The following is a 16,039-nucleotide window of genomic DNA, read 5'->3' as shown; positions in this document are numbered from 1 at the left end:
CATAAACCGGCTGCCCCTGATGTCCAGGTAATTTCAATTCTCGATGGCCTGACGGAGCTGTGGCCGCTTTTCTGCGGGCAGCTCCATGACTTTATTAAAAAAATATAAAGAATCGACTTCCTGCCATCGCTTGAAGGCTAAGGTATTAAAAAATTATCCGATAGTTTCTCGTCCCATTTGCGGGTGCAGTAACCGACAGAACGACTAGGATTCACTCTTTTTTTTGAAGGGGGATGAGTTTTTTCGTTAGTCCCAGCCCCAAACTGGCATCAGGGAAAATGTGATCAGCATCGTGACAACTGCAAGGGGAGCGATCGGGCCAGGAAGCGGCGATCGTGTCCTTGGCTAACAATGTAGAATCTCTCAACAAAACAGGAACTTATGTACCTAACAAAAGACAAACTCCAACATATTAGTACAATTACCCATGAGGGTAAGGTCGTCGTATTCGGCACCGATACCGAGGGTAAGGTCTTCTATACGGTGAAGCAAGATGGCTTTGAAGATAGCTACTTGAATACCCCTGCCGACCAAAGAACCGGATGGGAAACCTGGCAACCTCTGGAATTCCCCAATGAGGTGGATGATCAATCGGTGATTGAACAGGAGAAAGCTGAACTCACCTATCAGAATGATCCAAGTCGCTATTTGCTACGATCGCGCTACTCGACCCAAGGTATGACAGCCGTTGCCCCCGTTCAGGCGATCGCGGCCCTTGATCATATTTATGTGTTCCGTCAATCTACAAACAATACGCTATTAGTGGATCGATTTGTGTTGGATGGCATGGCCAACAAACTGAACCGCAAACTGGAAGTTCGCTTTAAGCGGAGTCGGCAAAAGCATATCCCGACTAAAACGATGGCGATGGGTAACAACGGCCTCAGCAATGTTGATACCCTCGACTTCCGGGATGCCAATGGTAATTTCTTCTATGAACCCACAACGGAACTTTGCTTGGTCAGCAACCTGCACAAAGGTTGGTTTTCTGTGGTAGTAGTGCCCACGATTGAAAATGATGTTCATCGGTGGCATATCTTTGCCTACAATAGCCAGACTAAAAAAGTTGAACTGACGACCCTACGCGCCTCACAGGAAGGTCTCTTCGACCTCAAAGACTACACCATTTACGAAGAGGCGGAGGGTAGTCTGGTGCCCAAGAAGATTCCAGGGATTATCCAGCGCACGTTGGATATTGATGGGGTTTCCATTACCAATGGTCTGTCAGCCACCAAGTACGATCTTCAACAGGAACAGGAAACCCAAGCTGGGGATACCCAACTGCTGCGGAGCGCCACTAAACTGATGGTCGCTATCCCCACTGATAAAGGGGTTGCAGCCCTGAGCTTTGCCATTGCCGGAGATGGCACCCTGTCTGAAATTGATGAAACCCCTGAACGCACCATTGCCCGCAGTCGTCAGCGGGAAATTTTGCTGCCCCTCAATACCCTAGATGAAGTCAAAGCCCTGGCCGACCAAACCCCACCACCCCTGGGGGTGATCCGTGGATTGGCCCTGGGTACTGATGCCGATGATGCCGAAGACCTGGTGATGGTATCCACCGAAGGAGAGGCGGGCCAACTGGCCAACGGCGATCTGGTGAAAATCTCCGGAACCCCTGATCTACGGGGGCTCTATGGGGCTCAGAAGATCGACGACCGTACCTTCGAGATTACGCTACCTACCCCCGCCGATAACTTAGGCTATTGGGAAAAGGAAGATCTAGAGGAGGCAGGCTTAATTTTTGATGGCATGATTGCCGCCTATGAAAAGACCGCTGACGGCAAACTGCGCGTTACCTGCGATTACCACGGTCTTGAGGATGGGGATGAGGTGCAGATCATCGGCACCGATAGCTATGACAATACCTATCCCGTGCAGACCGTTGATGATAATCACTTTGTGATCGAGCGGCGGTGGGCTAAAGGGGAAGCCGTCAACATCAAAGTTGTCTCTCGCAAGCGGCGCGGCATTGTGCTGGATGGCGTGAACGACTATATCGAAATTGCCGATCCCTTTGGCAAAAACAAGAACTTCACCCTTTCTGTCTGGATCAAGCCGACACAGATCAATACTGGGGCAACCCAAGCTGTGATGGGCAATGATCTATGGAAACCTTCGTTGTGGATTGCGCCTGACAACGGCGGCTTGCATTACATGGCGTTTGGTGATCCCAGCCAAGAGTCTGTCTTGAGCGGCACTTTCGACAACTTTTTTGACCAGGCGGAGACTTGGGTTCATGTAGCCTGGGTGAAAGATGGCAACCGTTTCAGGTTCTATAAAAATGGTGTGGAATTTGCTGTTGTTGAGGATGTACCGGAAAAGCTTTACAGTGATCCATCCAGCAATTATCAGTTCGGAAAAGTAGGCCAAGACTTTTTCTCTGGGCATCTGGCCGAGGTACGGATCTGGTCGCTGCCCCAAAGTGCGGACACCATCAAAAACAATATGTACCTGCAACTGCGGGGCAAAGAGGTGGGCCTGGAAGGATATTGGCGTTTGGGTGGCCTTGCCGAAGGCAAGGTGAGCGATTTCTCTATCCATGGCAATGAGGGCACCGTTTATGGTGATCCCTATGTCAGTGCCGCTACCCTCAGCCGTAAGCTGGCCAGCGGAGCCGATGCGGTGAAATATAGCAATTCTGACCTATTTGCTGTGAGCCAACGCGCTACCTATGAAGAAAGCTTTGAGTTCAAAGTCAATGCTGCCAAACCAGTGACGCTGGCGGATCTGAACAATGCCGATGGTCGGGGGCAAGGTACCAAGATCTTCACCTTCTCTCACTGGGGCAAAACCAGCCGCAGCGCTAACGACACCATTGCGGTCTCGGCGGTGCAAGATGAGTTTGAAGATCTGGGGAACGGCTGGTATCGGGCTTCCTGTACCCTAACGATTCCTGACGAGATCAGTCTTCTACGCTCCTTTGAGATTGCCAAGGTACAGGGCAACTGGAACGCCTTGGAGATCCGCAAGCACCGCATTCGTCTGCTGTCGGACGCAATTACAACGGCGAAATATACCGATGACGTAGCTCTAGCAACTTTGGCCAATGATCAGGCTACGTTGACAACAAATTTGCAAAATCTGAAGCGGAAGGAGATACAAGAAGCAAGGCTAAAAAATGAAAAACAGGAGCTAGAAGAAAAGCTGGCAGGACTTAAAAATCTCGAACTAATCAGAAGACAAGTTAATGAGTTGACCATTAAAGTTCAAAGTCTTGAACTTCAAGAACAAGACTGTAAATTGAATTATGATCATGAAGTGAACAATCCTTTCAATTACTTGTGTCATATCCAAACGACATACAACGGTTGGTTTTGGCACTATGATTATAGTGGCTCATTTCCAACAATAAGAATGTACTCTTCAGCTTCTGGCACTGGCTCTAGATGGAAATTTGCCAGGGCAGATCAAGGGTACTACACGATCCAAACGACATACAACGGTTGGTTTTGTCACTATGATTATAGTGGCTCATTTCCAACAATAAGAATGTACTCTTCAGCTTCTGGTACTGGCTCTAAATGGAAATTTGCCAGGGCAGATCAAGGGTACTACACGATCCAAACGACATACAACGGTTGGTTTTGTCACTATGATTATAGTGGCTCATTTCCAACAATAAGAATGTACTCCTCATCTTCTGGTAACTCTACATGGAAACTCATAAGAACAGAAGAGCAAGTCAACAATGAAATCGAAAAAGCTCGCCAGACATGGGAAGAGATAGTTCAGTTACTCAAACAAAAGAGAGCCCTATTGCATACAAGTAGAAAACTATTAAGTGCTGGTGATCGAGAAAAGGAGGCGTGGGAAAAACGATTAGCCGAGGTGATTTCTCTGCTAACCAAGTTGCAAACAGAGATAAATACTCTGAATGCAGACTTTCTTAAGTCTATCGAAGATTCTCAGGTCAAACCCCAGACAATGCCTGACATCACCAAGGATAGCAATGACTTAGTGACTCAAGGAGCATTACTTGGATTCGTGCAGCCAGCGAGTCGGCTTCATACCCTAGAAACCTGTGAAGGGAACGTCCAACTGAGTTACTTTGATAATCAGGGACGGATGCGGCAAACCAACTACGATGCCACTGCTGATAGTCGAAATGCGGCCTTTGAACAGTGGATTCCTGATGCCCATCGAGCTTGTCTCAACTTCAACGTCAGCAATAGTGTCTTGACCCTAAAAGCAGCCTTGCCCCTACCCATGGATTGGAGCATGGAAGCTTGGTTTGTCTATCCTTTGCCCGAAACACAGGAGTGGAATACGTTAACCCGTGCAAATCCTAAAGGGCATCACATTCTTGTCAGACATGGTAAGCAGTTGGGAATTTACCTAGGAGACATGATCTCGGGTCAATACTTCTTTGATTGTGGTTTCAATCTTGACACCTTGTCCCCTGGCTGGCATCACTTGACAGCAGTAGGCAAAGGAGCTACTACCCTGTTCTATATCGACGGCAAAAAGGTAGGTGACACCAAAGCCAAGGCCCTAGCCGATGCCGAAGAGGATCTGAGAAAAACTCCTAATGACGCTGCTGCCAAACAAAAGCTTGAAGCCATTAAGGCAGCAATGCTAAAAGTTAGTGAGCCTGTTTACACCATTGGCAATTTCCTCGAAGGAGGACAACTCTTTGGCAAGCTTTCCGAAGTTCGCATCTGGAGTGGTGTTCTCAGTGAAGAGGAAATTGCTATTAACAGCAAAACCTTACTGAGTGGTAATGAACCAGGGTTATTGGCCTACTATCCCATGAGTGAAGCGACGGGCGTAGAAGTTCGCGATCATTCTGGCAACGGCAACAATGGCACGGTATCCGGTACTAGTTGGTGGGCCTCTACGGTACCTATCGGCAATCCTGGGCATACAGTGATGCAATTTGATGGCGTGAATGACCACATTACCCTGCCTGAAATGAATATTAACTACTCAAAAGGATTCAGCGTGGAAGTGTGGGTGTGCCATAAGAGTTTCAAGTACTATTCAAGAATTATTGATTTTGGCAATGGCCCTGGTGCAGATAACATTCTGTTAGCCAATTTCGCCGGAACCAATAACTTAGAGATTGTTGTCTTTCGAGGCTCTTCTAGCCAGACAATCAAAGTTGCAGACGCTTTGACACTTGGAGAATGGACACATCTCGCTGCGACTATTGACGCTTCCGGCAATGCCAAAGTCTATAAGGACGGTCAACTTCTCCGCTCAGGAATCTGCCACTTGCCGAATAGTATTAATCGCACGAGAAATTACATTGGACGAAGTAATTGGGATCAGGATGGATATCTAGATGCTCAAGTTTCCGATCTTCGAATTTGGAATGTTGCCCGTACCCAGGATGAAATTCAAGCAGGCATGAATACCCGCCTCGGCGGCAAGGAACCTAACTTGGTTGCCTACTATCCACTGAATGAAATCAAGATGGAAGGCAACACTGGCAAGGTTCAAGACCTAGCGGGCAACCGCCATGGCACAGTTCATGAAGCACTGACCACCGCAGACAATACCCTGCCCATTGGCGGCGATGCCCTGGTCTCTGCGGAGTACAGCACCGTTACCCTGGATCCAACCACCAAGCGCAAGGCCGCAATCATGCGGCGCTTCCTGGGTGCGCCCACCATCAATGGGGCCACGCTGCTGCCGGATAAGCGAATCGAAACCCTGGAACTGAAGTGGATTGGCAATGCCCAGTTTGCCCCAACCCTGCTGGGGTACATCGAAGGGCCACCACCCGTTCCCAGCGAGAACTTGACCATCGAAGAAGACTACAACGGTGCCACCTCGGTGGAGCTGACCATGTCGGAAGATGTGGACTTTAGCTGGAACCGCGCCCAAGATAGCGGATTGGGTGCAGCGGCAGAGATTTTTGCCGGGGCCGAGACCGAGGCCGCAGCGGGTCTCGGATTCACGACCCGAGTGGCCACCATGCGGGCCGGGTTCAAAGGCAACTTTGACTTCAGCTACCAGTTCTTAAACGAGAGCAACATTACCTCCAGTTCGTCCCTCAGCTTGACCGATAGACTGGAACTGCGGGGAACCCCTGAAGTGAAGCCCCACTTCCCTCATCTCGGCACCCGCTTTATTCCCAAGAATATTGGCTATGCCCTAGTAGTCTCGGCCATCTCCGATGTGTTTGTGACCCGCCTAGCCCGCAGCGGCAAGATGGTGGGCTACCAGGTGCGTCCCGTCGAAGGTCTGCCGCCAGATGTCAATACCATCACCTTCTTGATGAACCCGGCCTACACCATGAACGGCAGTCTGGATGGGATGACCGGCAGCAGCGCCACCAGCGATCGCTTCTTCAAGCACGTTCCCGAAATGCGATCGCAATATGGCTCCCTCTATCCAGCCAGCTACTACCGCCTCAAAGAAGCCTACGACCTGAAAGAACAGATTGAAGCTGAGGACAAGCGCCGAGAATCTTACTTCTCTAACTTTAATGCGCGCCTCTTAGATGAAGCCTCCCTGGATCGCAACATTGACAGCGGCCCACCGCCTAGCACGATTGGCGTTCATCGAGAGGAAGACCAACCCTCCACCGAGATGACAGAGGAGGAGAAAAAAGCAGCCGATGCGGCAAAGCTTCAAAATCTCCAAGCCAATGCCAATGCCAATGTGGATAAACAGAGCCAGGCTACCCAAGCCAAACAAGCGGAAATTCAGAGCAAAATCACCGACCAAGAGAAGCAGGTTCAAGCAACAGAAAGCTTTGCCGGTTGGCAGAAACGGATGGAAGATCTGCAAATTCGCGCTGCGAAACGGAACATTGTCAATACCTATGTGTGGGATGCCGATGGTGGGCTGCGCTCAGAACAGCAAAGCTTTGCCAACACAGTGGAACATACCATTGGTGGTTCATTTACGATGAATGCAGCCTTGGGGGCAGAAGCCAAGTTTGGTGCAATGGCTACGGCAGAACTCACCGCCCAAGCGACTGTAAACCTGACCCAAACGATGACCAAAACTGAAGCCCGAAGCAAGGGATTTGAGTTGAGTGTAGACCTGAGTGGTTTGGAATATAAAGGCATCACCGACTACAACGATCGCCCCATTCTGCCTGGGGAAAAAGTCGATCGCTATCGGTTTATGAGCTTCTACCTGGAAGGCAGCACCGATCACTTCCAAGACTTCTTCAACTATGTAGTCGATCCCGAATGGCTACGCAGCAACGACGAAGAAGCGCGGGCACTGCGCCAGACCCAGGCGGGTAAACCCAACAAAGCCTGGCGGGTGCTGCACCGGGTCACCTATGTAGAACGTCCGGCCTTGATGGGCTTTGGTCGGGATGTGCGTAAATTGCGGGTGGCGGCTGAAGTTTCAGAAAATCAAGCACTGTTGGATAAGATTGCCAAATTGGAGGATAAAAACCAAAAACTTGAGGAAAAACTGGATACTATCCTCGGCTTGTTGAAAGAGCAGAAATAGTCGATCATTAGATCATTAAAAGGAGGGGAAATAATTTCCTCTCCTTTTTTGATTGAGGGCGATCGCCGGATGATTTGGAAATTTTGGTTGGATCGAATCATATCAAATCCAGTTATAGCATTAGTCAAGGTGGTTAGGACGCAGCTTTGAGAACGGAATCCATGGCATCATGGAGAGAATCAAACTGCTCAATGCAGTGGCGAATACGGGCTTTCAGCCACGACCAACATTTCTCTATCTTGTTGAGGTCTGGCGAATAAGGTGGTAGATAGAGTAAATGGCATTGAGCTGCCTCCACCAGTTCAGCAATCCGCCCCCCTTTATGAAACGTTGCATTGTCCAATACTAGAGTCTGACCTGGCTTCAATGTTGGAATTAAGATGAACTCCAACCACAACTAAAACACTGTCCGATTATAGCACAAGACAGAACACTTAGGACGTATAATGGAGAGGACGAGATGACTAAGAAGACCAAAAATGCCAGCCCCCTATAGTTACGACCTCAGACAAAAAGTTATTGATGCCATTGAACTAGACGGTATGCCCAAAACAGAAGCCAGTCAAGTTTTCCATGTCAGCCGGAACACCATTAATCTCTGGCTGCAAAGAAAAGCACAGACCGGAGACTTCCTCCCTAAACCTCATCACCGACCTGGCAATAACCACAAAATTACCGACTGGCAAAAATTCAAGGCTTTTGCCCAAGAGCATGGCGACAAAACAGCAGCTCAAATGGCTGAACTTTGGGATGACGACATCTCTCCTCGCACCATATCCAGAGCCTTGAAGAAAATTGGCTTCACCAGAAAAAAAACTTACGGCTACCAAGAACGTGATGAGCAACAGCGAGAGGAGTTTATGGCTCAGATTGAACAGATGGAGCCGGAAGAAGTGGTCTACCTCGATGAAGCCGGCATGAATAGTCAGGACTCGGATTACCCTTATGGTTACTGCGAGGAAGGAAAACGCTTCCATGCACTCAAATCAGGGAAGAGGCAGGGCAGGGTAAGTATGATAGCCGCATGGTGTCATCAACAACTCTTAGCTCCCTTTAGCTTTGAGGGTTGTTGTCATCGGACAGTGTTTGAGTTGTGGTTGGAGTTCATCTTAATTCCAACATTGAAGCCAGGTCAGACTCTAGTATTGGACAATGCAACGTTTCATAAAGGGGGACGGATTGCTGAACTGGTGGAGGCAGCTCAATGCCGTTTACTCTATCTTCCGCCTTATTCGCCAGACCTCAACAAGATAGAGAAATGTTGATCGTGGCTGAAAGCCCGTATTCGCCACTGCACGTGAGCAGTTTGATTCTCTCCATGATGCCATGGATTCCGTTCTCAAAGCTGCGTCCTAACCACCTTGACCAATGCTATACAAGCGATTACAACGTTTTTTTCGGCAATTCAAATTTGACCGGGCAGAGATTGCCCGTTTCGTCGTTAGCCTCATTGACATTCCCCAACCTTGGACTCTTAGTCTCGACCGCACCTGTTGGTCTTTCGGTCAAACCCATTTCAACATCTTGATGTTGGCAGTCGTCCACGAGGGGATTGCCTTTCCCCTGCTGTGGACGATGCTTGACAAAAAGGGCAATAGCAACAGTGGCGAACGCATGGACTTATTCGACCGCTTCGAGGCACTATTTCCTGACGTGGAGGTGGCTTGTCTGACCGCTGACCGGGAATTTGTGGGGCGAGATTGGCTCTCGTATCTTCTCATCGACCCCGAGGTTCCTTTCCGCCTACGCATCCGCCACAGCGAGCTGATTAGTCCTAAGTTAGGAGGAACTCGGCGTAGCGGCGAACGAATGTTTGATTCTCTGCGACCCGGAGAATTTCGCCAGCTTTCGGGTCGCCGTTGGGTTTGGGGACGGCAGGTTTACGTCATTGGCTCTCGTCTGGCTGATTCGGGGGAGTTGTTGATTCTCATCACTAACGCTTGCCCCGAAACGGCCCTCCCCGACTATGCTCGGCGTTGGGGTATTGAAAACCTCTTCGGAGCCTTGAAGACTCGGGGCTTCTGTCTCGAATCGACTCACTTTAAGGACCCTGAGCGCTTGAGCCGTTTATTGGCTTTGCTTAGCCTGGCTTTTACTTGGGCTATGAAGGTGGGTTTGTGGATTCACCAAGGTTCACCCATTCCTTTGAAGGCTCACGGACGACGCTCCCAGAGTCTTTTCCGCACTGGCTTCGATTTTCTACGCCGCACTTTCTCTAATCTGCCTTTGTTTTCAGGGCGGTTTCACCAGGCTCTACAACTTTTGTCCTGTACTTAGAGTATTGTCCTATTTTTATGGCAGAGTATATTCTACCAATTGCATCTTGTGCGGACCGTCCAGGACGGAACCCGTAGCTAGTGTCTTCAAATCTTGATTCCCATTCGGGTTCGAGAGCCGATTTAACCAAGGCTTGCCTTGCTCTATCTTGGATTGTAGGAATACCTAGTGAGCGTTTTTCATCCCTTCCAGGTTTTGGTATCCATACTCTCCTAAGTGCTTTTGCTTTGAGGTTTCCCTTGATGTTCTCGACGAGTTCAAACCTTTGTCTTGGGGAGATTGCTCTCATTCCGTCAACGCCGGCTGTTTTCTTGCCTTGATTATCTTGGAGGGCGGGTTTATTAAGCTGACTGTTGGGAAGCATGGCTGACCGTGGAACCCGCCCCTACAGTCGCACTGCTAAGAGTCGGGCATAATATGATTTCACCAATAGACGTTGCAACCTTCGTGCCTTTGCGTCCTGTCCCGATTTAGCTGCTTGAAATATCCTCTTTTGGAGTTTGAAAACTTTTCGCTGGACTTTCGCCCATGGAATTGCTTTCCATGCGTTTTTCGTAGTCTTGATTGGTTTGGGTTTACCAAAGCCTTTCTTTAAACTCGCTTGCGCCATATATGCTCCTATTAGACTCTATTCTTGACAATCAAACCGCAACCTGTCAGCATATCCCTACCATTACAGTCGGGCGTTGGCTTCTGGTCACATCTCACATCCTCTAAGACTTGCGGTTACACTTATCCCTACTGATATCTCGACCAGATATTCAGAGTCTAAGAGGACTTAAAACGTTCCGTTTATATGGGCATTCCATCTTTAGATTTGTCCTATCCACCGGGGTACTTTTAAAGGTCTGTGTAGGTGTCTTGTAGAAAACCCTACTATTCCCCTTACCCTTTTGGGTGCAGCGTGTCAACCTGTTTCGCTGCTTCATAATTACGATGGTTCAAGCCAGACATTCGGTTTCCCTAATCATGGATGGTTGGCAGTGGTCTCGCTTCTGGTATTGGGTTATACCTCGGAGCCTTCCGTTCCCCGCTTCAATCCTGGGGTTGTGTATCCCAAAACTGGGGGTAGCTATCGCCGTTACTCTCAACGCAATTGTTAAGGAATCATTAAGATTTCAGTTTTTGCGTTTTGACCTTGAGTTCCCTGCCTTGTTCTGTGTATTTCTATACAAAACGTCGGGACATATAAACAGTTATGAGGATGGTCAGGAGTGCGCTCCTTATATTCAACCAAGGGGTTGAAATCCTCACCAGGCGGTTATTTCGGGTATTGCAACCCTATTTCATGCCTGAACGTCTCGGTTATGGTCGAAAGATAAGTCACCTTCCCCAACTCCAATTCAAAACCGTGCTTGCGAGTTTCCCAGCACACGGCTCCTGATGTGGATACCCCTTTTGACATCGGGAAAAGGGTAACGACTCCCTGCTTTTGTGATTTCAACTTTTGGAGCTAAATACAACATCGTAGTGTTTAAACTCGCTTTCGTCGTAAACACTCCTAATTGTCGCAGTCTCTATATCCACACCGTGACTAGTGGGCATATCCTAACCATTACAGTTAGGCATTGGCTTTCAGTCACATCCTTTCCCCTTAAAGGTATACGCTTACACTTTCACTACTCCGCAGGTACATCCTGCCACTTGAGAGCCTAAAAGGGGTTTAAACGTTCCGTTTATACGGGCATTCCATCTTTAGATTTGTCCTCTCCACCGGGGTACTTTTAAAAGTCTGTGTAGGTGATGTCATGATTACCCTACTTTTCCCCTTGCTCTTTTGAACGCAGCGTATCAACCTGTTTCGCTGCTAAATCATTACGATGGTTCAAGCCGGACATTCGGTTTCCCTAATCATGGATGGTTGGCAGTGGTCGTATTTGGTAGTAGGTTCTACTTCACGCCTTCCGTTCCCCGCTTCAATCCTGGGGTTATGATTCCCAAAACTGGGGGTGGCTATCGCCGTTACTCTCAACGCAATTGTTAAGGAATCATTAATATTTCCAGTTGGGCGTTTTGACCTTGAGTTCCCTGCCTTGTTTTGTATATTTCTATACCAAACGTTGGGACATATAAACAGTTATGGGATGGTCAGGGTACGAGTCCCTTATATTTCACCAAGGGGTGAAAGTCCCACTAGGAGGTTATTTCAGGCATTGCAGCCTTATTTGACTCCTAAACGTCTCGCACCACCAACAAGATTATGATACCATTGAAGCCTATTTTATTCCTAAAATAAACGCGCCCAAGGTCAAGTCCCGAGATGCGATCGCCGATACGTTTTTATTGGCATGGAGCCTTTGTCCCCATGAAAATCCCTCGGACCTGTGGCATCATGTCCTGTACCGAATTTACCTCCGCACTAAGCAAGGGACAAATCCCCAACAAAGTTGGGTGAGAACTTCCGGTGAAGCTTTCGATCTAGCATTATCCCAAAAATACAATCCCATTTTACGCAATCACGGCATCAAATTAACGCCTTTATTTTCCAAAAAAGACAAAAAAGAGACATTAGAGCGCATGGGAATTTCCGATTTAGTTGGCTCTAGTAAAATTGATATAGCCATTGAAAAGTAGGGTGAAACGAGAGGACTATTACCGAATGGATATGGCATCATCGGTGGCATTCACGCTAAAGTTAGCTTGGCTGAAAGAGTATCGGATGATATTCCGGCCAGTCGAATTATGATGCAATATGGGTTTCTGAGTCTCTTATCGACCTTAGATGTTAAATCCTTCCCCCCTCCTGGAGGAGATTTAATTAATCGCGCAGAGTTCGGGTCACCGGACAATCCCAGTGACAAACGGCGCTATGGGGCGCATCTAGAAGTTGGGGGAGGAGGTAGAAGGCTCAAAACAACTGCCCTCTGGAAACAAGTCATCAAAGCGACTATTTACCCAGGCAAGACGTAAATGTAACAGGTGATTAAATTCCTGACTACTCCACCGCATACCGACTCCCTTAAAGCGCTACTGAAATTTATACTGCTGCCTTGGGACTGAAGTCTATGCGTTGAGATTCAGCTATCTTCATTAGCTGCCAGACTGCCGATTGCCTGCGATGAGGATAATCGGCAGCATCTTGTTCCTACGAGCAAGAGAAGCAACCTAACAGGTTCACTTGTCCCATCCGCGCCAGGGACTAACTTCAATCGCCCCTGAAGGATGCAAGACCAGATGGAAATAGGCAAAATCTGCTTGATTTTGTTCCGTGCGTAAATTCGGCAAAGGGGTCTTGGTCACGAAATCGGCAGCCTTTTGATGCAGGGGTTGGTAGCTGGTAATCGCACCCTCTCGATTGACCGTGACCTGATAAGCTAAACTTTCAGCAAATTCTACCGATTGCCAATCGCCATCGATGCGCTCATACAAGATTTGATTGAGCTGCTCTAATTCCGTACTCTGGGTAATCTCTGTAAAAATGTTTGGCGATTCTGAGGCGATTGCCGGTTTCGGTTCAGTGGGGGACTTGGGAGCTATCAGCCACAATTTGATGGTTTCGTCACTACTGGCACTGACAAACTGGCGACCATCGGGACTAAAAACCACCGCTTGCACAGATTTAGCATGAGCTTGTAAGGCATCGAACACCTTACCCTCAGCGACATTCCACAGCCTCACCGTGCGGTCATGACTCCCACTAACTAAGGTACTGCCATCAGGACTCCATGCCAGGGATTGCACCCTATGAGAATGTCCCGTCAGAGTATTCAAGATGCTCCGGTTACTAGCATTCCATAGTGTAATGGTGCGATCGTCGCTGCCACTGGCGAAGAGTTGACCATCGGGGCTGACGGCAATCGCTCGGACTACCCCCGAATGAGCTTGGATGGTCAGAGACTTTTTGCCATCCTGAAGCTGCCAGATGCCGATTGTCCCATCCTCACAACCACTGAGCAGATATTGGCTGTCGGGAGTGAAGGCCAGCGCTCTTACCCAGTCCACATCCTGCAAGGTGGCAAGGGTTTCGCCTTGCAGATTCCAGAGTCTAATGGTTTTATCGGCACTGCCACTGGCAATTGTTTTGCCGTCCGGTGCGATCGCCACTACCTTAACGTCATCTGTGTGACCATTAAATGTGCGAATCAGCTTGCCCGTATCCAAGTCCCACAGCCTTACCCGGTTATCCACACTGCCGCTGATGAGATGCTTGCCATCCGGTGCGATGGCTAAAGATGCCACGGCACTGGCATGGGCTGCAATAGTCTGGCGCAGACTCCCGCTTTCTAAATCCCAAATCTTAATCGTACCGTCATAACTGCCACTGGCTAAAACTTTGCCATCGGGTGCGATTGCCGCTGCGTAAACCCATGCCGAATGTCCGTTCAAGGTGAGGCTAGGATACGAGAGAGAAGACATATCCGGACTGGAAACCAGCAGTTGCGTGCCAGTTTTTAACACAGTGAGTCCCACAATTGCGGTAAGAGTTGTCAATCCCAATCCCGCCGCATATTTCCAACCTGTCAGTTTTAAAATCATCTGTAAGTTCCCTGACTCAATTATTACCATTAAGCGTGTTCGTACCAGAAATCCCTTGAAGATTTGGGGTTCTAGTTCACTCAATCAGCCGTGGCAGATTTTGCTTTCTTCTGCTGTTGCACCTGCCATTCTTTCCAACGACGAACCAAAAATAACAGGGTAATACCCGTAATCATGATGGCCCCAAATGGAGTTAGATAGGTCCACTGGCCAGCCATTTTATCGAAAACGTGCCAAGTCAACATGAACATAGCCAAGTAAGTTAGCTCATGCAAGCGCTTCCAATTTTTCTTAAGTCTTTTCACGCTCCAATCATTGGAAGTAATTGCCAGGAGGGTAAAAATGATGAAAGTAACAACCCCTTGGATATAAACCCAGAAAGTCTTTAGGTCCGAAAAGTCAATATCTCTTTTTTTGACCAGAATATATCCATGCCCAAACGCCACAATAAAAGCCAAAATCCCAATCGTGCGACGATGCTTGAGCAGAAATTTAGGGATACTCGTTTGTTTCGTTTGGGGAAATACTACTCTGAGAATTGTCGGAAGTAAACTCAGGGTATAAAAAATTAAAGCCAAAAAGCCTAAAATAGTTAGGAAGTGGTGCAGAATTGATTGTTATCACCGTTGATTTTCCAGATACATTGCGAGTTATCTTAGTGGACAAAGAACTGAAAATGGCTTTTCTTGAAGTCAAGGCATGGCAATATCAAGCCCTAACACTAGAGAGGCAATAAAAGAACGAATTACACGCCAACGGAACGGTTTTCTACCCTTTCCCTAACTTGGGGTCAAAGTGTGACCATTAATTTCTCTAAAATGTGGCAGTAAAGTTGCAGAACCTGCGTACAGAAACGGATGCCGAAAATGGAACTCTTAGCCACATCCAAAGTAAGTTTTTAGGTTTGATTAACTAATAGGCTACAAACATTATCTACCGCAAAACCTGACATCCTTTGAAAATGCCAAGTCTATAACTCGAGATAACTGAAAACCGTGAAAAGTCGCCTTAGAAAACCTAATACTTACTATTAAAGAAACTTATAGCAGTCAATCCTGAAAAGCTCTGTTATAGAGGTTGTTCTTAACATCCATGTAGTAATTTAGTCGCGCCATCCCTGATTTTGAAACAAGTAGTGACATCTCTATCTCCTGAAAAGGATTGAGTACTTAAGTAGTATTCTGACCTCACTATAGCCTAGCAGATGTGTAGTGTCAAGCCCCAGAAAAAAAAAGAGAGTTCATCCTGGTGAAAACTAAACCCGTCAAGGGTTACGGGTTAGTTGTAGATCGCTACTACCAGTAAAACAGTAGGTTGGGTGAAACCCAAAGCGCGAAACCCGACCGTGAGACGATCGCCCTTATCAATCGTAACACAATTTACCATCTTTGATGTGGGATGTCCGAAACAGTAGGTTGGGTGAAACCCAACAGCAGTTGCTGAGGTGAAACCGGAACGCGATCGCCCTTATCAATCGTAACACAATTTACCATGTTCGATGTAGGATGTCCGAAACAGTAGGTTTGGTAAAACCCAACAGCAGTTGCTGAGGTGAAACCGGAACGCGATCGCCCTTATCAATCGTAACACAATTTACCATGTTGTGCGAGACGTTTAGGAGTCAAATAAGGCTGCAATGCCTGAAATAACCTCCTAGTGGGACTTTCACCCCTTGGTGAAATATAAGGGACTCGTACCCTGACCATCCCATAACTGTTTATATGTCCCAACGTTAGGTATAGAAATATACAAAACAAGGCAGGGAACTCAAGGTCAAAACGCTAAATTAGAAATCTTAATGATTCCTTAACAATTGCGTTGAGAGTAACGGCGATAGCCACCCCCAGTTTTAGGATTCACAACC

Annotated in this window: 6 protein-coding genes and 3 pseudogenes; 5 read left to right on the top strand and 4 right to left on the bottom strand. The window is 47.8% G+C overall.

Annotated elements, in window-relative coordinates; genetic code table 11:
- Positions 1 to 381: 381 nt before the first annotated feature.
- Positions 382 to 7,422: a LamG domain-containing protein gene (locus tag XZ46_RS16235; protein ID WP_008056146.1), complete on the top strand. Its 7,041-nt coding sequence runs from the start codon at positions 382 to 384 to the stop codon at positions 7,420 to 7,422.
- 133 nt (positions 7,423 to 7,555) lie between these two features.
- On the opposite strand, the pseudogene XZ46_RS29835 reads toward XZ46_RS16235, so the two are convergent.
- A pseudogene (locus XZ46_RS29835) lies at positions 7,556 to 7,843 on the bottom strand (transposase); the annotation flags it as partial.
- A gap of 58 nt (positions 7,844 to 7,901) precedes the next feature.
- Here XZ46_RS29835 and XZ46_RS16230 point away from each other — a divergent pair.
- Positions 7,902 to 8,778 (top strand): annotated as a pseudogene (locus XZ46_RS16230) (IS630-like element ISAtsp1 family transposase).
- An 18-nt stretch (positions 8,779 to 8,796) separates the two neighbouring features.
- Positions 8,797 to 9,699: pseudogene (locus XZ46_RS16225) on the top strand (IS4-like element ISAtsp3 family transposase); the annotation flags it as partial.
- Positions 9,700 to 10,084: 385 nt separating this feature from the next.
- Here the strand turns inward: XZ46_RS16225 and XZ46_RS36805 are convergent.
- Complete coding sequence (locus XZ46_RS36805) at positions 10,085 to 10,309, bottom strand: reverse transcriptase N-terminal domain-containing protein (protein WP_008055233.1); 225 nt, start codon at positions 10,307 to 10,309, stop codon at positions 10,085 to 10,087.
- A 1,673-nt stretch (positions 10,310 to 11,982) separates the two neighbouring features.
- Between XZ46_RS36805 and XZ46_RS16205 the strand changes: the two genes are divergently transcribed.
- Positions 11,983 to 12,273: a PDDEXK family nuclease gene (locus XZ46_RS16205; RefSeq protein WP_006624823.1), complete on the top strand. Its 291-nt coding sequence runs from the start codon at positions 11,983 to 11,985 to the stop codon at positions 12,271 to 12,273.
- 540 nt (positions 12,274 to 12,813) lie between these two features.
- On the opposite strand, the gene XZ46_RS16195 is transcribed toward XZ46_RS16205, so the two are convergent.
- Together XZ46_RS16195 and XZ46_RS16190 are read right to left on the bottom strand one after the other, a co-directional pair.
- A complete protein-coding gene (locus XZ46_RS16195) occupies positions 12,814 to 14,175 on the bottom strand; it encodes a WD40 repeat domain-containing protein (RefSeq protein ID WP_008055231.1) in 1,362 nt (453 codons plus the stop codon).
- A gap of 80 nt (positions 14,176 to 14,255) precedes the next feature.
- On the bottom strand, positions 14,256 to 14,753 hold the full coding sequence (locus XZ46_RS16190; RefSeq protein WP_006668172.1) for a ferric reductase-like transmembrane domain-containing protein: 498 nt from the start codon (positions 14,751 to 14,753) through the stop codon (positions 14,256 to 14,258).
- A 32-nt stretch (positions 14,754 to 14,785) separates the two neighbouring features.
- On the opposite strand from XZ46_RS16190, the gene XZ46_RS37590 reads away from it, so the two are divergent.
- Complete coding sequence (locus XZ46_RS37590; protein WP_008055230.1) at positions 14,786 to 14,911, top strand: hypothetical protein; 126 nt, start codon at positions 14,786 to 14,788, stop codon at positions 14,909 to 14,911.
- Positions 14,912 to 16,039 lie beyond the last annotated feature (1,128 nt).

Source organism: Limnospira indica PCC 8005, assembly GCF_000973065.1.
Taxonomy (GTDB): domain Bacteria; phylum Cyanobacteriota; class Cyanobacteriia; order Cyanobacteriales; family Microcoleaceae; genus Limnospira; species Limnospira fusiformis.
The sequence above is the reverse complement of the archived record's forward strand: the minus strand, read 5'-3'. Positions and strand labels throughout refer to the sequence as shown.